Source organism: Micromonospora auratinigra, assembly GCF_900089595.1.
Taxonomy (GTDB): Bacteria; Actinomycetota; Actinomycetes; order Mycobacteriales; family Micromonosporaceae; genus Micromonospora; species Micromonospora auratinigra.
Window position 1 is genome coordinate 6,501,347 of record NZ_LT594323.1, and the last position, 22,796, is coordinate 6,524,142.

At 74.4% G+C, this 22,796-nt stretch carries 21 protein-coding genes; 12 read left to right on the top strand and 9 right to left on the bottom strand.

What is annotated here, in order from left to right:
* Positions 1-45: 45 nt before the first annotated feature.
* Together GA0070611_RS29730 and GA0070611_RS29735 are read right to left on the bottom strand one after the other, a co-directional pair.
* Positions 46-1,152, bottom strand: coding sequence for a sulfite oxidase (locus GA0070611_RS29730; RefSeq protein WP_091671755.1), 1,107 nt, complete (start codon positions 1,150-1,152; stop codon positions 46-48).
* A gap of 105 nt (positions 1,153-1,257) precedes the next feature.
* Positions 1,258-1,887: a class I SAM-dependent methyltransferase gene (locus GA0070611_RS29735; RefSeq protein WP_091671757.1), complete on the bottom strand. Its 630-nt coding sequence runs from the start codon at positions 1,885-1,887 to the stop codon at positions 1,258-1,260.
* A gap of 225 nt (positions 1,888-2,112) precedes the next feature.
* Between GA0070611_RS29735 and GA0070611_RS29740 the strand changes: the two genes are divergently transcribed.
* Positions 2,113-2,751, top strand: a complete 639-nt coding sequence (locus GA0070611_RS29740; protein WP_091673656.1) for a murein hydrolase activator EnvC family protein — start codon at positions 2,113-2,115, stop codon at positions 2,749-2,751.
* On the opposite strand, the gene GA0070611_RS29745 is transcribed toward GA0070611_RS29740, so the two are convergent.
* On the bottom strand, positions 2,685-3,866 hold the full coding sequence (locus tag GA0070611_RS29745; RefSeq protein ID WP_091671760.1) for an aminotransferase class V-fold PLP-dependent enzyme: 1,182 nt from the start codon (positions 3,864-3,866) through the stop codon (positions 2,685-2,687). The two genes, GA0070611_RS29740 and GA0070611_RS29745, sit on opposite strands and share 67 nt — an antisense overlap.
* An 87-nt stretch (positions 3,867-3,953) precedes the next feature.
* Entirely contained in the window at positions 3,954-5,039 is a 1,086-nt protein-coding gene (locus GA0070611_RS29750; RefSeq protein WP_091673659.1) for a tyrosine recombinase XerC, read from the bottom strand.
* 454 nt (positions 5,040-5,493) lie between these two features.
* Between GA0070611_RS29750 and GA0070611_RS29755 the strand changes: the two genes are divergently transcribed.
* Positions 5,494-5,835, top strand: a complete 342-nt coding sequence (locus tag GA0070611_RS29755) for a hypothetical protein (protein WP_091671763.1) — start codon at positions 5,494-5,496, stop codon at positions 5,833-5,835.
* A gap of 1 nt (position 5,836) precedes the next feature.
* On the opposite strand, the gene GA0070611_RS29760 is transcribed toward GA0070611_RS29755, so the two are convergent.
* The 3 genes from GA0070611_RS29760 to GA0070611_RS29770 are packed head-to-tail and all read right to left on the bottom strand — an operon-like array spanning position 5,837 to position 8,903.
* Complete coding sequence (locus tag GA0070611_RS29760) at positions 5,837-7,027, bottom strand: DNA-processing protein DprA (protein ID WP_091671765.1); 1,191 nt, start codon at positions 7,025-7,027, stop codon at positions 5,837-5,839.
* The gene (locus tag GA0070611_RS29765) at positions 7,024-8,544 is read right to left on the bottom strand and encodes a YifB family Mg chelatase-like AAA ATPase (RefSeq protein ID WP_091671767.1); all 1,521 of its coding nucleotides are present in this window, start codon (positions 8,542-8,544) and stop codon (positions 7,024-7,026) included. Before GA0070611_RS29765 ends, GA0070611_RS29760 begins: the two co-directional genes overlap by 4 nt.
* Positions 8,544-8,903 (bottom strand): YraN family protein, encoded by a 360-nt coding sequence (locus GA0070611_RS29770; protein ID WP_091671769.1) that lies wholly within the window; start codon positions 8,901-8,903, stop codon positions 8,544-8,546. Before GA0070611_RS29770 ends, GA0070611_RS29765 begins: the two co-directional genes overlap by 1 nt.
* A 227-nt stretch (positions 8,904-9,130) precedes the next feature.
* Here GA0070611_RS29770 and GA0070611_RS29775 point away from each other — a divergent pair, with 227 nt between their 5' ends.
* The 8 genes from GA0070611_RS29775 to GA0070611_RS29810 all read left to right on the top strand — a co-directional run bounded on the left by GA0070611_RS29775 (position 9,131) and on the right by GA0070611_RS29810 (position 18,271).
* Positions 9,131-10,087 (top strand): hypothetical protein, encoded by a 957-nt coding sequence (locus GA0070611_RS29775; protein WP_231921265.1) that lies wholly within the window; start codon positions 9,131-9,133, stop codon positions 10,085-10,087.
* A 471-nt stretch (positions 10,088-10,558) separates the two neighbouring features.
* The gene (rpsB, locus tag GA0070611_RS29780) at positions 10,559-11,428 is read left to right on the top strand and encodes a 30S ribosomal protein S2 (RefSeq protein WP_091671771.1); all 870 of its coding nucleotides are present in this window, start codon (positions 10,559-10,561) and stop codon (positions 11,426-11,428) included.
* 135 nt (positions 11,429-11,563) lie between these two features.
* Positions 11,564-12,391 (top strand): translation elongation factor Ts, encoded by an 828-nt coding sequence (gene tsf / locus GA0070611_RS29785; RefSeq protein WP_091671774.1) that lies wholly within the window; start codon positions 11,564-11,566, stop codon positions 12,389-12,391.
* A 165-nt stretch (positions 12,392-12,556) separates the two neighbouring features.
* Complete coding sequence (pyrH, locus tag GA0070611_RS29790; RefSeq protein WP_091268664.1) at positions 12,557-13,324, top strand: UMP kinase; 768 nt, start codon at positions 12,557-12,559, stop codon at positions 13,322-13,324.
* 98 nt (positions 13,325-13,422) lie between these two features.
* The gene (frr, locus tag GA0070611_RS29795) at positions 13,423-13,980 is read left to right on the top strand and encodes a ribosome recycling factor (protein WP_091671777.1); all 558 of its coding nucleotides are present in this window, start codon (positions 13,423-13,425) and stop codon (positions 13,978-13,980) included.
* Positions 13,981-14,239: 259 nt separating this feature from the next.
* A complete protein-coding gene (locus GA0070611_RS29800) occupies positions 14,240-15,826 on the top strand; it encodes a phosphatidate cytidylyltransferase (RefSeq protein WP_091671780.1) in 1,587 nt (528 codons plus the stop codon).
* Between the two features lie 104 nt (positions 15,827-15,930).
* Positions 15,931-17,076, top strand: coding sequence for a 23S rRNA (adenine(2503)-C(2))-methyltransferase RlmN (rlmN, locus tag GA0070611_RS29805; RefSeq protein ID WP_091671782.1), 1,146 nt, complete (start codon positions 15,931-15,933; stop codon positions 17,074-17,076).
* 22 nt (positions 17,077-17,098) lie between these two features.
* Positions 17,099-18,271: a DivIVA domain-containing protein gene (locus GA0070611_RS29810; RefSeq protein WP_091671784.1), complete on the top strand. Its 1,173-nt coding sequence runs from the start codon at positions 17,099-17,101 to the stop codon at positions 18,269-18,271.
* 81 nt (positions 18,272-18,352) lie between these two features.
* Here GA0070611_RS29810 and GA0070611_RS29815 read toward each other — a convergent pair whose 3' ends face one another.
* The gene (locus GA0070611_RS29815) at positions 18,353-18,577 is read right to left on the bottom strand and encodes a DUF2631 domain-containing protein (RefSeq protein ID WP_091671786.1); all 225 of its coding nucleotides are present in this window, start codon (positions 18,575-18,577) and stop codon (positions 18,353-18,355) included.
* Positions 18,578-18,841: 264 nt separating this feature from the next.
* Between GA0070611_RS29815 and GA0070611_RS29820 the strand changes: the two genes are divergently transcribed.
* Positions 18,842-20,431 carry a Rieske 2Fe-2S domain-containing protein gene (locus GA0070611_RS29820; protein ID WP_091671788.1) on the top strand — a complete coding sequence of 530 codons (1,590 nt, stop codon included), beginning with the start codon at positions 18,842-18,844 and terminating at the stop codon, positions 20,429-20,431.
* A 106-nt stretch (positions 20,432-20,537) separates the two neighbouring features.
* Positions 20,538-21,200, top strand: a complete 663-nt coding sequence (locus GA0070611_RS29825; RefSeq protein ID WP_091673665.1) for a TMEM175 family protein — start codon at positions 20,538-20,540, stop codon at positions 21,198-21,200.
* Here GA0070611_RS29825 and GA0070611_RS29830 read toward each other — a convergent pair.
* Positions 21,181-22,782, bottom strand: coding sequence for a phytoene desaturase family protein (locus GA0070611_RS29830; RefSeq protein ID WP_091671790.1), 1,602 nt, complete (start codon positions 22,780-22,782; stop codon positions 21,181-21,183). The genes GA0070611_RS29825 and GA0070611_RS29830 overlap by 20 nt on opposite strands.
* Positions 22,783-22,796 lie beyond the last annotated feature (14 nt).

A 22,796-nucleotide genomic window follows, 5' to 3' on the forward strand; every position in this document is an offset into this window, starting at 1 on the left:
TTCCCCGGACGCCGGGGCGGTTCCCACCCCGGCCACCGGTGGCGGTCAGTCCGCCAGCACCACCACCTCGACCCGCTGTACCAGGTTGTTCGCGAAACCACCCCGGTTCCACGGCTGCTCGACCGGCTGGGTTCGCCCCGAGGCGTCGGTCGCCCGCGCCCCCAGCACGTGCCGTCCCGGCTCGGGTCGCCACTCGACGTGCCAGCGCCGCCACGCCCACTCACCCCCGGTCGGCTCGTCGAGCGCGGCCGGCACCCACGTCGCCCCGCCGTCGAAGGTCACCTCCACCGCCGTCACCGGCGCGTGCCCGGACCAGGCCCGACCGTCCACCGTGCACGGTCCCGGTCGCAGCACCCGGGTCCGCGACATGAAGTCCGGGAACCCCGGCGGACGCACCAGGGCCCGTGGCTCGATCCGGGTCACCGGCACACCCGGGTCGTCGGCGTCGCGCCGCAGCCGGTACGCCACCGCGTTCTGGTAGCCGCCGAACGGCTCGGTCAGCACCCGTACGTCGCGCAGCCACTTCACGTGCGCCATGCCGTACCAGCCCGGCACGATCAGCCGGAGCGGGGCGCCGTGCTGCGGCAGAAGCGGAGCGCCGTTCATCTCGTACGCGAGCAGCACCTCCTCGCGCAGCGCGTCCGCCACCGGCAGGGACCGCTGGTAGTCCTGCTCCACGCCGCGCTCCACCCCGTGGTCCGCGCCGGTGAAGACCACGTCGACGGCGTTCGCGGGCAGCCCCGCCTCGCGCAGCAACGGCGCCAGCGGCGTGCCGGTCCACTCGGCGTTGCCCACCGCCTCCACCAGCCACGGCTGGCTGACCGGGCGGGGGTGCAGCAGCGCCCTACCGTTGCCGGCGCACTCCAGCGTCACCCGGTGAGTGACCCGGGGCAGACCCCGCAGCGTGGCCAGGTCGAGCCGCAGCGACCGGCCCACCGCCCCGTCGACGGTCAGCACGTGGCCGGCCGGGTCGACATCCGGGATGTCGTAGTGGATGAGCAGGTAGTGCAGGCCGGCCGGGGTCACGTCGTAGCGCAGTGCCTCCAGCGGGATGCCGTGGTTGCGGGCCGCCAGCTGGAGTTCCTCGGCGCTGATCGCCTCGTCGGGCCCGGCGACCCGGGAGGGGCGGCTGACATCGTCGACAGTGGTCATCTCGCGGGCTCTCCGCTCGGTCGGGGGTGTTCCGGTCGCTCTCAGGTCCGGTCGCTCTCAGGTCCGGTCGCTCTCAGGTCCGGTCGCTCTCAGGTCCGGTCGCTCTCAGCGGACGAAGGTGAACATCGTCGCGCCCGCCGCCAGCGGACGGGGCGGGCCGGTGAGGCGGTGCACGCCCACCCCCACCCCGTCGGCCGGGCTGCTCACCGCGACCGGCGCGAAGCCCTCCTCGGCGAACCAGTCACAGATGGCGGGCACCAGGTCCGGCTCGCGGCGGTGCCGGGTCCAGACGACCGTGCCGCCGGTGGCGCAGAGCGAGGCGGCGTGCCGCACCGTGGCACGGATGTCGGCGTCGACGACGTTGCCGAAGATCCCGCAGAGCAGCACCAGGTCGGCCGGGACCAGATCGGCGTACCGGTCGGTGCGGGCGGCGTCGCCGGCCACCACCTCCACCCCGGTCAGGCCCGCCTCCCGCACTGCTCGCCGGGCCACCTCGACGTTGCGCGCGTCCCACTCGACCAGGCGGGCGGTCACCTCGTCGCGCCGGGGATGGGCGGCCAGCACCGGGATCAGGTCGTGCCCCTGACCCGCACAGAGGCTGATCACCCGCACCGGACCGGCCGGCGCCTGGTCGAGCGCGTCGCGGACCCGGCCCTGCACCTCGGCGAGGCGGCGGGACAGTGCCGAGTCGGGGTCGGCGTAGTCGGCGTGCCAGGCGTACCAGTCCCTCGTCACGCGGCCAGCATAGGCGGGGGACGGGTCGGCCGGCGGGCCCCGACGGCGGCACCCGTACCAGATCCGGTCCCGTCGTGGGGGTCGTCCACAGCACGGCCGTCATCCACAGCGGCCCGGGTCTCGGCCGGCGGGGGAGGCGTCCCGCGGGGCAGGCTGCCGGACGTGTGGAACCTGTCCCGCCGGGCCGTGACGACGCTCGGCCCCCTGCTGCTCCTGCTCCCGGCCATGCCCGGCGTTTCGGGTGCCGCGGTCACCTCGCCGGCCCGCGCGACGCCGCCACCCGCCCTGCCGGACGGGGCGGTGCGGTCCGCCGCTCCGGTGGATGCCGTCGTGCCGGAAGGCGGTGGTCCGGATGTGCGATTCGGCTGGCCGCTGCCCGGCCCGCCCCGGCCGGTGCGCCGCTTCGACCCGCCGCCGCAGCCCTGGCTCCCCGGCCACCGCGGCGTCGACCTCGCTGCCACCTCCGGGGCACCGGTCCGCGCGGCGGGCGCCGGGATCGTGCTCTTCGCCGGCACGGTGGCCGGGCGGCCGGTGGTCACCGTCGGGCACGCCGACGGGCTGCGGACCACCTACGAGCCGGTGCGCCCCGGGCTCGCCGCCGGCACCCGGTTGGGGCTCGGCACGCCGATCGGCACGCTGCTCGCCGGCCACGCCGGCTGCCCCGCCGAGGCGTGCCTGCACTGGGGACTGCGCCGGGGCGCGGACTACCTGGACCCGCTCGCCCTGCTCGGCCTCGGCCCGGTCCGGCTGCTCCCGCTGGACGCCGACGCCGCGAGCCCGGCGCGCACCGAGCCCGGTCAGCCCTGGGCGAGCAGCGTGGGCAGCCGCGCCGCCAACCGGTCGTACTCGTCCGGCACGTTGTAGACCTGGCCGCAGAGGCGCAGCCAGCCCCGGCCGTTCCAGGCCGAGACCGCCACCTCAGCGGCGAGCCGGTCGGCGATCCGGGCCCGTAATGCCCGCGCCGCGTCGAGGGTGGTGGCGACCCCGTCCGGCAGCGGCACGAGACGCATGGCGAGCGTCGGCCCGCCGGGCTCCGGCAGGTCGGCCGGCGGCACCCCGAGCGCGTCCCCGACCACCCGTTGTCCGTACGCCGCCAGCGCCGCGTTGTGCGCCCGTACCCGGTCGGGTCCCAGGCTGCGCAGGGTGAAAACCCCCACCGGGGCAGCCAGCCAGGGGGTGTAGTCCAGCGTCGCCTGCCACTCGACCCGGGCGGGAAAGCCGCTCTCCTGCTCCCAGGAGACCACCAGCGGCTGGATCCGCTCCCGCCACGGCTCGGACACCACCAGCGCGGCCGTGCCCCGGGGCGCGTACGCCCACTTGTGCAGGTTGCCGACCCAGAAGTCCGCGCCGATCGAGGCCACCGTGGTGGCCAGCTGCCCGGGGGCGTGGGCCCCGTCCACCAGCACCGGCACCCCGTGTTCCCGGGCCACCCCGACGATCGCGGCGGCCGGGAAGAGCCGGGCGGTCGGCGAGGTGATCTGGTCCACGATCAGCAGCTTGGTACGCCCCGGCCGCAGCCCGGCCCGGACGAGCTGGACCACCTCCTCGTCGGTGGCCGCCAACGGCACCGGCAGGGTCCGCGACACCGCGCCGGTACGCCCGCACTCCCGCCGCACGGAGAAGGCGACCGCGCCGTAGCCGTGGTCGGTGGTCAGGACCTCGTCACCGGGGCGCAGCCCGAGCGACTGGAGCACCACCGCCGCACCCGTGGTGGCGTTGCCCACCAGCGCGGTGCCGTCGGGGTCCGCGCCCAGGAAGGCCGCCAGGTGCCGCCGGGTGTGCGTGATCCGGTCCACGAGTCCCTGGGTGAAGAACCGGAGCGGGTTCGCCTCCATCTCGTCCCGCAGCCGCTGCTGCGCCCGCTGCACCCCGACCGGGACGGCGCCGAACGATCCGTGGTTGAGGTGGCTGACCGACGGGTCGAGCGAGAAGAGCAGCCGAGCACCCGGAAGCGGCTCGGGCGGCTGCGGGACCGTCATCCGTCGATGGTAGCCCGCCGTGGATCATCGACGCCCGGTTCCGTCGAGCGCACCCGGACCGGTGACCTTCCGGTGGAACCGCCGCCGTCAGGCTCGCGGGTGCGCCTGCCGGTACGCCGCGCGCAGCCGCTCCACCGACACGTGGGTGTAGATCTGGGTGCTGGCCAGCGAGGAATGGCCCAGCAGCTCCTGCACGGCCCGCAGGTCCGCGCCGCCCTCCAGCAGGTGGGTGGCGGCCGAGTGCCGCAGCCCGTGCGGGGTGGTGCGGGGCAGGCCGGCGGCCTCGGCGTACCCGGCGACGATCCGGCGGGCCGTGGTCGGGTTGAGTCGCCCGCCCCGCGCGCCGACCAGCAGCGCGCCGCCGGAGCCCGGTCCCGCCAGGTCGGGGCGTCCCCGGCCGAGCCAGGCGTCCAACGCCCGCTGTGCCGGCACCCCGTACGGCACCGACCGTTCCCGGCCGCCCTTGCCCAGCACCCGGACCACCCGGCGGGCGTGGTCGACGTCGCCCACGTCCAGGCCGCACGCCTCGCTGATCCGGATCCCGGTGCCGTAGAGCAGTTCGAGCAGCGCCCGGTCGCGCAACAGCACCGCCTCGTCGCCGTCGCCGTCGTCACCGTCGCCCCGATCCGGTCCGCCGTCCGCCGGTGCGGCCGGCCAGGTCGGTCGGGCCGGGGACGGCCGGTCTCCGCCGTCGGTCGTGCGGGTCGGGGTGGGCTCGGTGCCGGCCGGGGCCGGCCCGTCCATGCCGTCGGTCCCGCCGGGCCTGGTGCCTCCGGTGTCGGTCACCGCTCGGGCGACCTGGCCGGGGGCGTCCATCAGGGCGGCAGCCTGGTCGGCGCGGAGCACGGTGGGCAGCTCCCGGTGCGCACGCGGGCTGGCCAGCGCGGCGGCCACGTCCGCGGGGAGCAGGCCGGTGCGGTGTGCCCAGTTGCTGAACACGCGGGCCGAGGCGGCCCGCCGGGCCAGCGTCGTCCGCGCCGCGCCGGTCGTCCGGTGCTTCGCCAACCAGCTGCGCAACACGGTGAGGTCCAGCGTGGACAGGTCGGTGCACCCCATCCGAGTGGCGTGGTCGAGAAGCGAGACGAGGTCGGTGACGTACGCCCGCACGGTGTGCGCCGACCGGTTGCGCACCCGGGCCAGCTGGTCGGCGAAGTCGTCCACGGCCTCCCGCATCGCCGGAGGCAGGGCCTCGTGTCGGGCCCTGGTGCCGGTCCGGTCGCCGCTCACCGCCGCCTCCGCTTCCGCGTCACCGGCCCAGCGTACGGCGCAGTGGCCGGATGGACCGGGGGACGCAACTCGTCGGCGTGCTCACGTTGGACCGGGGTCGGGGTCGGGCCGGGACGGGGGCCCGGTGTTCCGGCCGGTCGGGACGCGGGCCCCGGGCCGTGGCGCGGAACGCAACGGCGGTCGCGGCCGGCGACACGGCGCGCCGCCGTGGCGCGGAACCGGAACGGCGGGGCGGCACGCCGAGCGGGGTGGCTGAAGTGGGCCTGGACAGGGGAAACTGGTCGTACGCAAGGGACAGTGGCGGCCGGGTCGGGGCGCTGCCGCGCGGAAGGGTGATTCGCGAGTCGGACGGGACGGGCGTCGCCGGGGTGGGCGACGCCGGCGGGAGGAGGGACCGGACGTGGGTGTGGATGCCGTCCTCTATCGGCTGGTGCGGGCCGGACCGACCCGTCGCCGCGCGTCGTACGTCGCGTCCGAGGTGGTGGCGGATCCCGACGACGTGCTGCTCGATCTGCTCAAGCGGGTGCGCGGCGGGGGACGTACGCCGCTGCTGGACCGCGTCGACCCGCTGGGTGAGATGGTGGTCGGCCCCGGTTCCGCCCCGCAGTTGCTCACCGAACTGCGTTGCCTCGCCGAGGTGGCCACCGCGCCGGCCGAGGTCGAGCAGGTCCGGCGGCTCGCGTTGCTCGCCCGTCGCTGCCTGAACACCCGGGAGGTGGAGATCCGCTTCGAGGGCGATTGACTCAGGCACGGCGGCCCCCGTCGGGGGCCGGTGACCGGACGAGCGCGTACCCCTCGTCGCGGCGGACCACCAGGGCCAGCTCCTCCAGCAGGGAGAGCTTGCGCATGGCCGTCCGCAACTCCACCCCGGCGCGCGACGCCACGCTCTCCAGGGCCAGCGAACCGCGCCGGGGCAGCGCCTCCAGCACCTGCGTCGCCTCGTCGTCCAGCCGGTCGCGCAGGCGCTCCGGCGCCCTCACCGGCGGGGCGAGTTCGCCGATCCGCCCGACCTCCTCGACCACCTGCGCGACGCCGGTGACCAGCCGGGCCCCGGACTCCGCCCGCAGCACCTCGTGCCCGCCCACCGACATGGCAGAGGTGACCGGACCCGGCACCACCATCCCGCGTCGGACCATGCCGAGCGCCCGGTTCAGGGTCTGCGTGGCCCCACTGCGGGCCGCCGCCTCGACGAGGACGGTGCCCAGGGTCGCGGCCGCGATGACCCGGTTGCGGATCAGGAAGCGGGGGCGCAGCGGCTCCGCGCCCGGCATCCATTCGCTCATCAACAGGCCGGTCTCGGCGATCCGGTCGAACAACGCGGTGTTGCCCATCGGGTAGGGACGGTCCACCCCGCAGGCCAGCACGGCCACCGTTAACCCGCCGGCGGTCAACGCACCCCGGTGCGCGGCGGAATCGATGCCGAAGGCCCCGCCGGAGACCACCGTCCAGCCCCGGTCGCCGAGGCCGTACCCGAGTTCGGTGGCGACGTGCGTGCCGTACGGCGTGGCGGCCCGGGCGCCGACCACCGCGACCGACCGGTCGAACGCCTGCGCCAGCGGCCATCCGCCGCGCACCCAGAAGCAGAGCGGGGGAGCGGTTTCCACGTCGACCCTGCGGGTGACGCCGGAGAGCCGCAGCTTGCTCAGGTCGGCGACCCGGGTGGGCCAGTCGTCGTCCTCGGGGGTCACCAGTCGTGCGCCGAGCCGCTCGGTACGCGCCAGCGCCTGCTCGGCCACCGCCCGGGCGTCCTCGCCCGCGCTCCGCGCCGCGACCGCCGCCCGCAGCGCCCGGTCGGGTGCACCGCCGTCGAGGAGCCGGTCGAGGGCGGCGACCGGGCCCACCTCCTTGACCAGCGCGTGCACCGCCCGGGTGCCCGGCTCGGCCAGCCAGGTGAGCGCCACCCGGGCCAGCCGCACATCCTCGGTGGCGGTCATGCGCCTTCTCCCGTCCGCAGGTGGATGGCCTCGGCGATGTCCCCACCGTCCGGGCGGTCCCGCCCGTCCAGGTCGGCGACGGTCCAGGCCAGTCGGATGACCCGGTCGAATCCCCGGGCGGAGAGCGAACCGGCGTCCAGCCGCCGGCGCAGCTCCCGGGTGTCCCGCCCGGGCAACTGCCAGGGCGGCAATCGCAGGGAGGGGCCCGGGACGTCCGCGTTCACCCGGTGTCCGGTGGCCGCCCACCGCGCGGCGGCGGCCTGCCGGGCGGCGGCCACCCGGGCCGCCACGGTGGCGGACGATTCGCTCCGCGCGTTCGTGTCCAGCAGCGCGGCGGCGCGGACGGGCGGCAGGCGCACCTGCACGTCCACCCGGTCCAGCAGGGGGCCGGACAGGCGGCCCAGGTAGCGGCGGCGGGCCAGCGGTGTGCACTCGCAGTCGACGTCGCCGGACGGCTTCGCGCAGGGGCAGGGGTTGGCGGCCAGCACCAACTGGGTCCGGGCCGGGTACTCGGTGGCGCCGCGGGTCCGGTTGACCTGGACCCGGCCGTTCTCCAGCGGCTGCCGCAACGCCTCCAGCGCCGCCTTGCTGAACTCGGGCGCCTCGTCGAGGAAGAGCACCCCCCGGTGGGCCAGCGACACCGCACCCGGTCGGGCCAGGCCGGAGCCGCCGCCGACCAGGGACGGCACCGTCGCCGTGTGGTGCGGGGCCTGGAACGGCGGCCGGCGCAGCAACCGACCCCCGGGCGGGAGCAGCCCGGCGATGGAGTGCAGCGCGGTCACCTCCAGGGCGGCGTCGTCGTCCAGCTCGGGCAGCAGCGACGGGAGCCGCTCCGCGAGCATGGTCTTGCCGGCACCGGGCGGGCCGAGCAGCGCCACGTGGTGGCCGCCGGCCGCCGCCACCTCCAGGGCCCGGCGGCCCAACTCCTGCCCGGCCACCTCGGCCAGGTCCGGCCCGCCGCCGGTGGTGGTCGGCGCGACGGCGGGTGGGGGCAGCAGCGCGGCACCGTCACGGACGAAGGCGACCAGCCGGTGCAGGGTGTCGACGGCCCGGACCCGGACGCCGGGGATCACCGCCGCCTCGGCGGCGTTGCCCACCGGCACCACCACCCGGTCCAGCCCGTCGCGGGCGGCGGCGGCCACCATCGGCAGGACGCCCCGGACCGGGCGGACCGTGCCGTCGAGGCCGAGTTCGCCGAGCACCACCGTCCGGTCCAGCGGGAGCAGCGGCAGCTCGCCCGAGCCGCCCAGGACCGCCGCCGCGATGGCGAGGTCGAACGCCGACCCGTACTTGGGCAGGGTGGCGGGGAGCAGGTTCAGGGTGATGCGCCGGTTCGGCCACTTCTGGCCGGAGTTGACGATCGCGGCGCGTACCCGGTCGCGGGCCTCGTGCAGGGCCGTGTCGGGCAGGCCCGAGATGACCACGCCGGGCAGCCCGGCGGCCAGGTCCGCCTCCACCTCGACCACGTGTCCCCGGACGCCGACCAGCCCCACGCAGTGCACCTTCGCGTAGCTCATCAGAACGCGCCCTTCAGGTGTTCGACCCGGGCCGGCCCGGCGACGGGCAGCCGGACGGCGAGGACGTCGAAGCGGACCTCGTCGGCGGTGGCGCCGGTCTCGGCCAGCCAGCGGGCGGCCAGCCCTCGCAGCCGGCGGGCCTTCGCCGGCACGACCGCCTCGGTCGGGGTGCCGAAGTCGTCGGTGCGGCGGGTCTTCACCTCGCAGAAGGCGAGCACCGCGCCGTCCCAGGCGATGATGTCGATCTCCCCGTCGGGACAGCGCCAGTTCCGGGCGACCGGGCGCAGGCCCGTCTCGATCAGGTGCCGGACCGCGCACCGCTCGCCGTACGCGCCGACGGCCTGGTTCCGCTTCGTCATGGCGGACACGGTGCGCCGGACGGGGCCGGTTCCGTCGGCCGGAAAGCGGAGCCTGTGGACGACGGAAGGTACTGTGGACAGGCTGACGATCATGGTCGCGGCGTGCTAGGGGACTGCTCCGTCACTCTCCGCGTACTCCCGATGACGCCGCCGTGTCGGCGCTGACCAGCACCGACGCGGACGGGGTCGGATGGCGTCGGTGGTTCCGGTCGCATACCGTGCCCGTCGTGGACGGACGACGGAGCTTTCCCGAGGATCAGCCCGGGTCGCGGTGGAGCGACCACGGGTACGCCGAGCAGCCGGACTGGCGGACGGCGAGCGAGTCGCGCTACCGCGACGAGGACTTCCGGGCCCCCGAGCAGCGGGGCGGGGCCGAGGGGCGCTACGGCGACACCGGGCGGTTCGGCGCGGTCGATCCGCTGGCCGACGACGGGGACGGCTACCGGCGGTCCCGCCGCGCGGAGGACCCGTCGGAGATCTCCGGCGAGCTGCCGGGTGAGCGCGGCGGCCGGCGGGCGGCCCGCGAGGCCGACGAGTCGCGGGCGGCCGGACCGCTGGGCGGCTACCCGATCGTCGAGCCGGGACGCCCGGCGGAGTCGACCCTGGGCGGCGCCGCGTCGCCCGGTCACGGCGCGCACACCCCGTTGACCGTCGGCGACCGTCCCGGCGGCGGTGCCGGCGCACTGACCGTCGGGGACCGTTCCGGCCTCGGGGCACATACCGCGCCCGGCGTCGGCGACCGGCCGAGCCACGGCGCCGCCGCCCCGTTGACGGTCGGGGAGCGGCCGGTCGAGCCGGCGGCCGTGCCGCACCCGCTGGAGATGCCGACCGGTCCGATGCCGTCCGTGGCGCCCCGGCTGGACGGGCCACCGCCGGGCGACGGGGTCTACCGCACCCGGCGCCCGGCGTTGGCGGTGCTGCTGGGTGTGCTGGTGCTGGTGCTGGAGATCCCGGCGCTGCGGGTGCTGTGGCGCGGTCTGGTGGGCGATCCGGTCTCCACCTCGCACGTCGTGGTGGGCACGTTCCTCGTGGTCGGCCTGCCGATCTTCGGTGCCGGCCTGTACGGCCTGCGTACCGGCGGCCTGGCGCTCGCCGACGGCAGCCGTGGGTGGCTCCGCCCGCCGACCGCCTACCTGACGGTCGGCCTGGTGCTCTTCCTCGCCGCCGCCCTCGCCGCCCGCTGACCCCGCCCTCCCCGCCCCCTGCCCGTAGCCCCGCCCGGCCCCCGCCCCTGACCCCGCCCTCCCCCTTCCCCCTGGCCCCGCCGCCGTGATCAAGGGCTTTGCGTCGCCTGACGGTGAATTCATGACGCAAGCTCCTCGATCAACGCGGCCAGCCCCTCGATCAACCCGTTCGGTCACGGTGACGGGCGCGCGCCGGTGGGGCCGAGGGGACGGGTGGGGTGGGCGGGGTCGGCGGGGTCGGCGGGGCGGTGTTCCTGCACCCCGGGGCCGGGGCGCGGGGGAGGGGCGTACACTGGTCGACTGGCGACCGCCTCGTGCGGTCGACCTCGCGTGCCCTCTTCACGGAACGTTCCGTGGGGCGGCGGCCTCCCTGGTCCCGATCTTGGTCGGGTCCGCCACGGCCGACGACCGGGCACCAGGCGTCCGGCCGCCGGCCGGACGGGACAACCAGGGAAAACAGGGAGTACCACCATGGCCGTCGTGACCATGCGTCAGCTGCTGGAGAGCGGTGTCCACTTCGGGCACCAGACCCGGCGCTGGAACCCGAAGATGAAGCGCTTCATCTTCACCGAGCGCAACGGTATCTACATCATCGACCTGCGCCAGACCCTCGACTACATCGAGAAGGCGTACGAGTTCGTGCGCACCACCGTCGCCGGTGGCGGCAGCATCCTCTTCGTCGGCACCAAGAAGCAGGCCCAGGAGGCCATCGCCGAGCAGGCGACCCGGGTCGGCCAGCCGTACGTGAACCACCGCTGGCTCGGTGGCATGCTGACCAACTTCCAGACGGTGTACAAGCGGCTCCAGCGGATGAAGGAGCTGGAGGCCCTGGGTGACCTGAGCGGCACCGCCGCCGGTTACACCAAGAAGGAGACCCTGCAGCTCTCCCGCGAGAAGATCAAGCTCACCAAGACCCTCGGTGGTCTGCGGGACATGCAGAAGCTCCCGAGCGCGGTCTGGATCGTCGACACCAAGAAGGAGCACATCGCCGTCGACGAGGCCCGCAAGCTGGGCATCCCGGTGATCGCGGTGCTCGACACCAACTGCGACCCGGACGAGGTCGACTTCCCGATCCCGGGCAACGACGACGCCATCCGCTCGGCCGAGCTGCTGACCAAGGTCGTGGCCGCCGCCGTCGCCGACGGTCTGATCGCCCGCTCCGGCCGCAACCGGGGCGGCGACGAGAAGCCCGAGGCGGGCCAGGTCGGCGCCGACGAGCCGCTGGCCGAGTGGGAGCGCGAGCTGCTCGAGGAGCCGAAGAAGGCCGACGAGGAGTCGAAGAAGGCCGACGAGCAGCCGGCGGCCCCCGCCGAGCAGCCGGCGACCGCCGCCGCGGAGTGATCGCGCCGTCGCGTCCCCACCGTCCGGTTTCCCGGCCGGTGGGGCGCGACGGGTACGCCGGGCACGAGCGGCCCGGATCCGGGTAACCGGCACACAGACCATCCCACCGCAGCCTCAAGACCCGAAGAGAGAGTCATGTCCAACTTCACCGCCGCGGACGTCAAGAAGCTCCGCGACCTCACCGGCGCCGGCATGATGGACTGCAAGAAGGCGCTGACCGAGGCCGAGGGCGACTTCGACAAGGCCGTCGAGATCCTGCGCGTCAAGGGCGCCAAGGACGTCGGCAAGCGGGCCAGCCGTACCGCCGCCAACGGCCTCATCGCGCACTCCGGCCAGGCGCTGCTCGAGCTCAACTGCGAGACCGACTTCGTGGCCAAGAACGACGCGTTCATCGCGCTGGCCCAGCAGCTGGTCGAGCACGGCGTGGCCAGCGGCGCCACCAGCGCCGAGGAGCTGCTCGCCAGCACCGTCGACGGCAAGTCCGTCGCCGACCTGATCCAGGAGCAGTCCGCCAAGATCGGCGAGAAGCTGGTGCTCAACCGCTTCGCCAAGCTGGACGGCACCACCGCGGTCTACCTGCACCGCAAGAGCCAGGACCTGCCGCCGGCCGTCGGCGTGCTGGTGCAGTACGCCGGCAAGACCGACGAGGCCGCCGACGCCGACGCCCGTGGCGTGGCCATGCAGATCGCCGCCATGCGGCCGAAGTTCCTGACCCGCGACGAGGTTCCGGCCGACGTCGTCGAGTCGGAGCGGCGCATCGCCGAGCAGACCGCCCGCGAGGAGAACAAGCCCGAGGCGGCGCTGCCGAAGATCGTCGAGGGCCGGGTGAACGCCTTCTTCAAGGACTTCGTGCTGCTCGAGCAGTCCTCGGTCGCCGACAACAAGAAGACGGTGAAGCAGGTGCTGGCCGAGGCCGGCATCGAGGTGACCCGCTTCCTGCGGTTCGAGGTCGGCCAGGCCTGAGCCGCCGCGCCGGGCGCATGACGCGTCCGGCGGCAGGGAAAACAGAGACGAGGAGGCCGCCGGTGTACGTGACAGGCACCGCGGCCTCCTCGTCACATAGGGTCGGCAACGGCAGTTACGCGGTACGCGGCGCCCACGAGGTGCGCGACGGAAGGGGCGGGGCGGATGACGCAGGTTGTGAGTGACCGGAGCCTGGCGGCGGATGATCCCACCGCCCCACCGCCCGGCCGGGCCCGCCGGGTGGTGCTGAAGCTCTCCGGCGAGGTCTTCGGCGGCGGCGCGATCGGCGTCGACCCGGACGTCGTGCAGGCCATCGCCCGGCAGATCGCCACCGTGGTCCGCCGCGGCGTGCAGGTCTCCGTGGTGGTCGGCGGCGGCAACTTCTTCCGCGGCGCCGAGCTGCAGAAGCGCGGCATGGACCGGGCCCGGGCCGACTACATGGGCATGCTCGGCACGGTGATGAACTGCCTGGCGCTCCAGGACTTCCTGGAGAAGGAGGGCATCGAGACCCGGGTGCAGAGCGCGATCACCATGGCCCAGGTCGCCGAGCCGTACATCCCGCTGCGCGCCATCCGGCACCTGGAGAAGGGCCGCGTGGTCATCTTCGGCGCGGGCGCCGGCATGCCCTACTTCTCCACCGACACGGTCGCCGCCCAGCGGGCGCTGGAGATCCGCGCCGACGTGGTGCTGATGAGCAAGAACGGCGTGGACGCGGTCTACACCGCCGACCCCCGGATCGACCCGACGGCGAGCAAGCTCGACTCCATCACCTTCTCCGAGGTGCTGCGCCGCAACCTGCGGGTGGCCGACGCCGCGGCGTTCAGCCTCTGCATGGAGAACGGCCTGCCGATGCTGGTCTTCGGCGCCCAGGGCGACGACACGATCGTCCGTGCCGTCGGCGGCGAGAAGATCGGCACGCTGATCACCGCCTGAGGCCCGGCCGTACCGGCGGCCGGGCGGCGGTCCGCCGACGACGACACAGCAGCATCAGCACAGCCCACGAAGACCGACAGAAGGAGGCGAGGAGCCCGGTGATCGACGACACCCTCCTCGAGGCAGAGGAGAAGATGGAGCGTGCCATCGAGCACGCCAAGGAGGAGTTCGGCGGGATCCGCACCGGTCGCGCCAACGCCGCCATGTTCTCCCGGATCGTGATCGACTACTACGGCAGCCCGACCCCGCTGCCGCAGATGGCGTCGATCGGCGTGCCCGAGCCGCGCATGGTGATCATCAAGCCGTACGACAACTCGCAGCTCGGCGCGATGGAGCGGGCGATCCGCGACTCGGATCTCGGGGTGAACCCGAACAACGAGGGCACCCAGCTGCGCATCGTGCTCCCCCCGATGACCGAGGAGCGGCGCCGCGAGATGATCAAGGTCGCCCGGCACAAGGGCGAGGAGGCCAAGGTGGCCGTCCGCAACATCCGCCGCAAGGGCAAGGAAGAGCTGGACCGCCTGGTCAAGGACGGTGAGGTCGGCGAGGACGAGGGCCGCCGCGCCGAGAAGGACCTGGACGACCTGACCCAGCGGTTCGTCGCCACCGTCGACGAGCTGATCAAGCACAAGGAGAGCGAGCTGCTCGAGGTCTGAGCGGCCCGTCGTACCCGCCACGGCACCGGTGTGCCGCCGCCCGTCCGGGCGGCGGGCCCGGTGCCGTCGTCGTGGTGGGGCCATCGTCCGCCGTGCCGGGTTCCCGGGTGCAGTAGGCTCGGCACGATTCCCGACCACCAGCGGGTGAACGAGGGGGATCAGCCGGCCGTCGGGCCGGTCAACCGGAGCAGTCGCGCCTGTAGGGGATGGTCTTGGTCTTGCGTCAAGTGGTGGCACTCGTCCCGCGCTCCGGTGCGTGATGTCCCACCCCGACCCCTACGGCGCCGCCGAGCCGCGCGGCTGGGACCGCCCGGCCCCGGCTCCCCTGCCCTGGCCGGAGTCCGACCTGGAACCGAACGACCCGTGGCGTCGCCCGGCCGGCCCGGACACGTACGCCCCCGGCCGGTCCCGCCCCGGCGGCGACCCGCACCCCCGCCCGGCTGACGGCTACGCCCCGCCGGAGCACGGCCGGTCCGGCGAGCCACGCCGTCCCGAGGGGCCGGGCCGGCGCAGCGCCGACCGGGACCGCGCGGGACACGGCGAGCCGGGCCACGACGACCCGCGCGGCCGGGCGCCGCACGCCGACCCGCACTGGCCGGACCACTCCACCCCCTTCGAGTACGGCAACCCCGGCACCACCGGACGCGACCGTGGCCCCGCTGGCCCGGGCGCCCGGGGTCGCGGCAACGAGCCCGGGTACGTCGACCCGGCCGGCGGCCGTGCCGGCGGACCGGACGACGACTACCCGACCGCCCGGATCGCCCCGGTCCGCGACGAGCCCACCGGCACCCTTCCCCCGTTCCGCGACGAACCGACCGGCCGCTTCGATCCGGTCGGCGACCACCCGTCCCGGCCGGGCGGCGACGACCGGTTCCCGCCGGGCGGCGACGACCCGTTCCGGTCGGGTGCCGACGACCCGTCCACCCGCTTCGGGCCGGCTCCGGACGAGCCGGCGACCACGCCCCCGGCCGGTCGCCGGCGGGGTCGGCGTCGGGCCAGCGCGGAGCGTCCGCCGACCGTGTCGGCCCCGACCGGACGGGCCGGCCGCAATCTGCCGGCGGCGATCGGGGTCGGGGTGGTCCTCGGCGCGGCGGTCGTCGTGCCGCTCTTCTTCTACCGGCCGGCGTTCCTGGTGGTGGTCGCCGCCGCGATGGGGATCGGGATCTGGGAGATGGCCCGGGCGGTCCGCCGCAGCGGGGCATACCCGCCGCTGGTGCCGCTGGTCGCCGGCGGGGTGATCACGGTCTGCCTGGGCTGGTTCGCCGGCCCGGACGCGTTGAGTCTCGGCCTGCTGGTCACCGTGCTGGGCACGATGATCTGGCGGCTCGGCGACGGGCCCGGCAACTACCAGCGTGACCTCACCGCCGCCGCCCTGATCGCGGTCTACGTGCCGTTTCTGGGCGGCTTCGCGGCGATGCTGGCCGCCGCGTCCGACGGGCACCTGCGGGTGCTGGTCACCCTCGTCGCGGTGGTGCTCTCCGACACCGGCGGGTACGCGGCCGGGGTGGCCTTCGGCAAGCACCCGATGGCCCCGACGATCAGCCCGAAGAAGTCCTGGGAGGGCTTCGCCGGCTCGGTGACCGCGGCCGCGGTGGGCAGTGCCCTGCTGCTCTGGCTGCTCTTCGACGTGGCCCCCTGGTGGGGTGCGCTGTTCGGGGTGGCGATGTCCTGCGCGGCCGTCCTCGGCGACCTCGCCGAGTCGATGATCAAGCGGGATCTCGGCGTGAAGGACATGAGCAACCTGCTCCCCGGGCACGGTGGCCTGATGGACCGGCTGGACTCGATCCTGTTCGCGGTGCCGACGGCGTACCTGCTGCTGGCGGTCTTCGTGCCGGTGGTGGTCTGAGGGATGAATCACGTGCTCGGGGTGCCGTCGGCCGGCCGGTCGGGGCGGATTCGGCACCTACGGACGGGTGCGTCCCGCTCCTGGCGTGTCAGACTGGATCCGCCATGACGAGCCTCCCGCTGATCTCCGTAGACCCCGACGCCCGCGGCCGCCGACCCGCGATGCCACCCCGTCACCTCGCCGACCTGGACCTGCCCGGCCGGCAGGCGCTCGTCACCGAGCTGGGGGAGCCGGCCTTCCGCGCCAAGCAGGTGTCGAACCACTACTTCGGCCGCCTGGTGCGTGACCCGGCGCAGATGACCGACCTGCCGGCCGCCACCCGTGAGCGGCTGGCGGGTTCCCTGCTGCCCACGCTGCTCACGCCCGTACGCGAGCTGGCCTGCGACGACGGGGCCACCCGCAAGGCGCTCTGGCGGCTGCACGACGGCTCGCTGGTGGAGAGCGTGCTGATGGGCTACCCGGACCGGGTCACCGTCTGCATCTCCAGCCAGGCCGGCTGCGGGATGGCGTGCCCGTTCTGCGCCACCGGCCAGGCCGGGCTGACCCGTAACCTCTCCACCGCGGAGATCGTCGACCAGGCGGTCTACCTGGCCGGGGTGGCCGCCTCGGGCGCGGTCGCCGGCTCGCCGCCGCGGCTGTCGCACGTCGTCTTCATGGGCATGGGCGAGCCGCTGGCCAACTACTCGCGGGTGGTGGCGGCGATCCGCCGGCTGGTCTCCCCGGCCCCCGAGGGGCTGGGCCTGTCGCAGCGGCACATCACCGTCTCCACGGTCGGCCTGGTCCCGGCCATCCGCCGACTGGCCAGCGAAGACCTCTCCGTGACCCTTGCGTTGTCGCTGCACGCCCCCGATGATGAGCTGCGCGACGAACTCGTCCCGGTCAACCAGCGCTGGAAGGTGTCCGAGGTGCTGGACGCGGCGTGGGACTACGCGGCCACGACGGGGCGTCGCGTGTCGATCGAGTACGCGATGATCAAGGACGTGAACGACCAGCCGTGGAGAGCCGATCTGCTCGGGCGGCTGCTGGCCGGCAAGCTGGCCCACGTGAACCTCATCCCGCTCAACCCGACTCCGGGCAGCCGCTGGGACGCCAGCCCGAAGCCGGTCGAGCGGGAGTTCGTCCGGCGGTTGCGCGACGCCGGGGTGTCGACCACCGTGCGGGACACCCGGGGACGCGAGATCGACGGCGCGTGTGGGCAGCTCGCCGCCGCCGAGGACAGGGACACCGACCCGCGCACCGCGACGGCGTAGCGGTACGAGACCAGGAGACATAGTGGCGAGTCAGGGTCAGCGTTTCCGGCGGAAGGCGCTCCGCCGGGGATACAAGGTCGACGAGGTGGACGCCTTCCTCGACCGGGTGGAGGCGACGCTCGCCGGCCAGCCGGTCGGCGCGCCCGTGGCCTCCCAGGAGGTCCACGACGTCGTCTTCCGGGTCCGGTTCAACGGCTACGACGAGTGGCAGGTCGACCTGCACCTCGACCGCGTCGAGCGGCAGCTGGCCGAGCTGGAGGAGCGCGGCGGCGCACCCGGTGGGCGCGGTGGCGACCCCCGGATGGCCGACCGGATGGGCCCGCCGATGCGCGACGACCGGGGCCTCTCGCCGGTGCCGCAGCCCCCGATGCCGCCACGGCCGATGCCCGCGCAGGCCGGCCCGCCCGCCGACCGCTACGGCAGCCGGTACGACGAGCCCACCGGCGCCTTCGCCGGCGGGTACGAGGGCCGGCGGGCGGCGTACGAGCCGCCGCGCGGTCCCGGCGGCCCGGGTGGCCCCGGTGGTCCCGGCGGTCCCGGTCCGATGGGTCCGGGTGGTCCGGCTCCGCTGGGTCACGGCGGCCCGCCGCAGCGTGGTCTGCCCCCGGGTCCGAGTGGCTACGGCCAGGAGGAGCCCCGGTTCGACGGCTTCGAGGCCGGCCGGCGGGGTCGCGCCGACATGACCGCCGAGATCCGGATGCCCGAGCGCGAGCTGCGTGAGCTGCGCGGTCGTGGCCCGGCCGGCCCGCCGCCGCTGCCCCAGCAGGGCTACGGCCCGGAGCCGGGTTACGGCCCCGGCCCGGAGCAGGGTTACGGCGGTCCCGGTCCGGACGCCGGCTACGGTGGCCCCGGTCCGGACGCCGGCTACGGTGGCGGCCCGGGGATGGGCGGCCCGCCGGTCGGTGGTCCCCCGATGGTGGGCCCGCCGATGGCCGGCCCGCCCGGCAGCGACCTCTACCGGGTGGACCAGATCCGCCGCAGCTTCCAGGTGCGCCGCTTCGGTAGCGGGTACGACCCGGACCAGGTGGACCGCTTCTTCGAGACGCTGCTCGGCGGCATGCAGGGGCGCAACGCGATGCCGGTGAACCCGAAGGACCTGGACACGCTGCGCTTCGGCCTGGTGCCCGGCGGCTACTTCGAGGCCGAGGTGGACGCCGCGCTCAAGGACGTGCAGGACATCCTGCTGGGCCGCTGACCGCGGCCCGCGGAACACGACGAAGGGCCCGCCCCCGGCCGGGGGTGGGCCCTGTCGCGTACGGGTCTGACGGGCGTCGGGTCAGGAGCGCAGGCCGTTGCGGCGCAGCACCGCGTCGCCGATCACGATGGCGAGCAGCAGCGCGGCGAGCCCGATCAGCCAGATGTCCTCGACCTTGCCCTCGTGGTTGCCGCAGAACGCCATGATCACCAAAACCACCGCCGACAGCACCGCACCGATCCGTCCGGACTTGCGGTGTCCGGGCTTGTGCTGATCTGGCGCGGTTACCGGCTCGCTTCCTGCCACTGTCGGTCCTTCCCTCGCGATCGGATCTCCGGTTAGTCTGGCACGCCCCGCGCCGGGCCCGGTGCGGGGTCCGCCCTGATCCGGCCCAAGGGGCTGCCGGGCGGGCCCGGGAGCAGCCGGCGGGGGCGGGCGCCGCGAGGACCCGGGCCGTTGGTCCCGTCCTCGGCGGGCCGGAAGGGCTCTACCGGCGTCGCGGGCCGGCGACCACACTGCCTCCGGTAGCGTCGTGACGTACACCTGATTGTCTTTTCGAGGGGGACTGCGGTGCGAGTGACCGGTACGGGACATGCCAGCATGCGGATCGACACGGCCGCGGGCAGCATCCTGTGCGACCCGTGGGTCAATCCCGCCTACTTCGCCTCGTGGTTCCCCTTCCCGGACAACTCCCGGCTCGACTGGGCGACGCTGGGCCAGGTCGACTACCTGTACGTGTCGCACCTGCACCGGGACCACTTCGACGCGAAGCACCTGCGCGACTTCGTCAGCAAGGACGCCACCGTCCTGCTGCCCGAGTTCCCCACCTCGGAGATGGAGGACGAGCTGCGGGCGCTCGGCTTCACGAAGTTCCTCAAGGCCCCGAACGAGCAGGTCGTGGAGCTGCCCGGCGGCCTGAAGGTGATGATCCAGGCGCTGACCAGCCCGACCGACGGCCCGATCGGTGACTCGTCGCTCTGGGTGGAGTACGACGGGGTCCGGCTGCTCAACCAGAACGACGCCCGCCCGACCGACCTGAGCGTCTTCGCCGAGCTGGGCCACGTGCACGCGCACATGCTCCAGTTCTCCGGCGCGATCTGGTACCCGATGGTCTACGAGCTGCCCCAGTCGGCGAAGACCGCGTTCGGCAAGCAGAAGCGGGAGCGGCAGTTCGACCGCACCTGGCGCTACATCGACGACCTGAAGGCCGACAACGTCTTCCCGATCGCCGGCCCGCCCTGCTTCCTCGACGACGAGCTGTGGCAGTTCAACGACATCCACGGCGACGAGGGGAACATCTTCCCCGACCAGTCGGTCTTCCTGGCCGAGTACGCGAAGGTCGGCGGCACCAACGGCATCGTGCTGCTGCCGGGCAGCGTCGCCGAGGTGACCACCGAGGGGACCACCACCACCCACCCGGTGCCGGTCGAGGAGTTCTTCGCCAACAAGGTGGCCCACCTGGAGGAGATGCGGGAGCGCAAGCGGCCCGTGATCGAGGCCGAGAAGGCGTCCTGGCGGCACCCCGAGGTCGACGTGCTGGGCGAGATGAAGCGCCGGATCGAGCCGCTGCTGGACGAGTCGATCTACCTGGCCAAGGGGGTCGGCGGCCCGGTCCGCTTCGACCTGGTCGGCACTGACAGCTCAGGCGGCGAGACCGTTGAATCCATCGTGGTGGACTTCCCGGGCAAGGAGGTCCGGCCGTACGCGGACGAGAAGGTCCGTTACCGGTTCCGGACCGAGCGGGCGCTGGTCGAGCACCTGCTGCACATCGAAGAGGTCGACTGGGTCAACTCGCTCTTCCTCTCCTGCCGCTTCTCGGCGGCCCGGATCGGCCAGTACAACGAGTTCGTCTACGCCTTCTTCAAGTGCCTCTCCGAGGAGCGCCTCCAGTACGCCGAGGGCTGGTACGACGAGCACGAGCGGGCCGTCGACGCCGAGGACATCACCCTCGACGGCTGGGTGGTGCAGCGCCGCTGCCCGCACCTGAAGGCGGACCTGAGCCGGTTCGGCATCGTCGACGGCGACCAGCTCACCTGCCAGCTGCACGGCTGGAAGTTCGACCTGCCCAGCGGCCGCTGCCTGACCAGCGTCGGGCACAAGATCCGGGCGCACCGCGCCGACGCCGAGACCCCGGCCCCGGCCGGGGAGGCGGTGAGCTGAGTTTCGCCCCGTCCGCCGCCCCCGCCGGGTGACGATAGGTCACGGAGGGGGCGGCGTGACGGGTGCGGACAGGGAGCCGGGGTACCGGTTCGGGCGCAGCAGCGAGATGGCGCGGGACGCCTCCCGGGTGGAGGCGTTCTCCGACGCGGTGATCGCCATCGTGCTCACCCTGATGGCGGTCGAGCTGCTCCAGTTCAGTCCGGACGCCCCGGACGACCGGGCGCTGCCCGCCGCGCTGGCCCACGAGTGGCGGGCCTATCTGGCATACGTGATCACCTTCGCCATCGTCGGCCAGGTCTGGCTGACCCATCACAACATGTGGCGCTACGTCTGCCGGGTCGACCAGATGCTGCTGGTGTTGAACCTGCTGCTGCTCATGTTCGTGGCGGCCATCCCGTTCACCGCCAACCTGCTCTCGGACAACCTGCGCGGCCCGGTCGGCGACCAGCGGCTCAGCGCGGCGCTCTACGCCGGAACGGTGCTCGGCGAGGCGCTCTTCTTCAACCTGAGCTGGTGGTGGGCCCGCCGCCGAGGCCTGCTGCACCCGGACCTCGACCCCCGGCTGGCGCAGGCGGTGGCCCGCCGGTTCCGGCTCGGCCCGCTGCTCTACCTGGTCGCCTTCGCCGTCGTGTTCATCGACCCGATCCTCAGCCTGCTGGCCTACCTGCTGCTGGTGGCCGTCTACCTGATCCGCGGCCCCGGCGACCTCCCGCCCGCCGGACGGGAGGCCACCGAGCCGGGTCGGGGGGTCAGCGGCCCAGGTCGGTGAGGATGCGGCGGGCCGCGTTGTGGCCCGCGGCGCCGATCACGCTGCCCCCCGGGTGGCAGCCGGCGCTGCCGGCGTACACGCCGTCGACGCCGGTGGCGTACGGCATCCGGTCGGTGAACGAGACGGTGTTGTCGACGTGGTGGATGTGCCCGCCGGTGATGCCGAAGTGCGCCTCGATGCCGGGCGGCGGCAGCGGCACCGCGTCGGCGATCAGGTCGGCGGTGCCCGGGGCGTACCGCTCGCAGATGCCGATCAGCCGCTCGACGTAGCCGGGCAGGGCCGCGTCCCAGGTGGTGCCGGCCAGCTCGTACGGGACCGACTGCACGAACAGCGCCGACGAGTGGTGCCCCGCGGAGTCCGACAGCGACGGGTCGACGGTGGTGTGCAGGTACCACTCGATGGTCGGCTCCGCCGGCAGCCGGCCGGCCTGCACGTCCGCCCACATCGCGCGCAGCGCGGCCATCGGCGGTTCGCCGCCCGCGCCGACCAGCGAGGCGGAGCCGGGCAGCAGGTGGATGGTGGAGCCGAACGGGCTCGGCGCGTCCGCCGGCAGGCAGCCGAAGCGGGGCAGCCCGGTCAGCGCCAGGTTGAGCTTGAGGGTGGTGCCGGGGCGGCGGACCGCCGCCATCCGCTCGCCCAGCGCGGCCGGGAGCGCGCCGTCGGGCAGCAGCTCCATCAGCCGGTACGGGTCACAGGCCCCGAGCACCACGGACGCGGTCACCTGCCGTCCGTCGGCGAGCACCACCCCGCTCGCCGCGCCGCCGGCCAGGGTGACCGCGGTGACCGGCGTACCGGTGAGGATCCGGGCCCCGGCCGCGCGGGCCGCCTCGGCGAAGGTGCGCGACACCGTGCCCATGCCGCCCCGGGCGATCATCCAGGTGCCGTCGGAGCCGGGCAGCCGGCACATGTTGTGCAGGAGGAAGTTGTGCCCGGTGCCGGGGTCGTCGGGGCCGGCGTTGAGGCCGGACAGGCCGTCGGTGACCGCGTACATGCTGACCAGCAGCTCGGAGCGGAAGTCGAAGCGGGCCAGGTGGTCGGCGACCGAGCCGCGCACCAGGTCGACGAAGACCTGCCGCAGCGCGGGACGGACGTACCGTTCGGCGGTCTCCTCCACCGGCAGCGGCTCGGCCAGCCAGGCGGGGGCCAGGTCGTCGCGCAGCTGCGCCAGCTCGGCCTGGAGGGCGTCGTCGGCGGCCACGTCGGCGGGGGAGAAGAACTCGGCGAGCTGTCGCCGGGTGGCCGCGTCGTCGCTGCCGAACAGCAGGTACGGCGAGCCGAGCCCGCCCGGGGTGGGCAGGAAGTAGTGCGGGTCGCGGCGCAGCACCGGGATCGTCACGTCGAGCGTGGCGAGCAGCTCGGGCGGCATCAGCCCGAGCAGGTACGAGCCGGTGGAGTGCCGCAGGCCGGGCACCTTCGGGAACGGGTTCTCGGTGCGGGTGGCCCCGCCGATCACCTCGGCCGCCTCCAGCACCAGCACGTCGAGGCCGGCGCGGGCCAGCAGGATCGCCGAGACCAGGCCGTTGTGCCCGGAGCCGACCACGACGACGTCGGCGCGGGACGGCAGCTCACTCGCATCGCTCATGCCCGGGCAGCCTA

Bases quoted from the DNA above. Each gene is read 5' to 3' on its own strand.
- GA0070611_RS29750 (WP_091673659.1), bottom strand. From the start codon at position 5,039: ATGCGGGAGGCCGTGGACGACTTCGCCGACCAGCTGGCCCGGGTGCGC.
- GA0070611_RS29760 (WP_091671765.1), bottom strand. From the start codon at position 7,027: ATGACCGCCACCGAGGATGTGCGGCTGGCCCGGGTGGCGCTCACCTGG.
- GA0070611_RS29740 (WP_091673656.1), top strand. From the start codon at position 2,113: ATGCCCGGCGTTTCGGGTGCCGCGGTCACCTCGCCGGCCCGCGCGACG.
- tsf (WP_091671774.1), top strand. From the start codon at position 11,564: ATGTCCAACTTCACCGCCGCGGACGTCAAGAAGCTCCGCGACCTCACC.
- rpsB (WP_091671771.1), top strand. From the start codon at position 10,559: ATGGCCGTCGTGACCATGCGTCAGCTGCTGGAGAGCGGTGTCCACTTC.
- rlmN (WP_091671782.1), top strand. From the start codon at position 15,931: ATGACGAGCCTCCCGCTGATCTCCGTAGACCCCGACGCCCGCGGCCGC.
- GA0070611_RS29830 (WP_091671790.1), bottom strand. From the start codon at position 22,782: ATGAGCGATGCGAGTGAGCTGCCGTCCCGCGCCGACGTCGTCGTGGTC.
- pyrH (WP_091268664.1), top strand. From the start codon at position 12,557: ATGACGCAGGTTGTGAGTGACCGGAGCCTGGCGGCGGATGATCCCACC.
- GA0070611_RS29770 (WP_091671769.1), bottom strand. From the start codon at position 8,903: ATGACGAAGCGGAACCAGGCCGTCGGCGCGTACGGCGAGCGGTGCGCG.
- GA0070611_RS29765 (WP_091671767.1), bottom strand. From the start codon at position 8,544: ATGAGCTACGCGAAGGTGCACTGCGTGGGGCTGGTCGGCGTCCGGGGA.
- GA0070611_RS29825 (WP_091673665.1), top strand. From the start codon at position 20,538: ATGGCGCGGGACGCCTCCCGGGTGGAGGCGTTCTCCGACGCGGTGATC.
- GA0070611_RS29745 (WP_091671760.1), bottom strand. From the start codon at position 3,866: ATGACGGTCCCGCAGCCGCCCGAGCCGCTTCCGGGTGCTCGGCTGCTC.
- GA0070611_RS29800 (WP_091671780.1), top strand. From the start codon at position 14,240: ATGTCCCACCCCGACCCCTACGGCGCCGCCGAGCCGCGCGGCTGGGAC.
- GA0070611_RS29730 (WP_091671755.1), bottom strand. From the start codon at position 1,152: ATGACCACTGTCGACGATGTCAGCCGCCCCTCCCGGGTCGCCGGGCCC.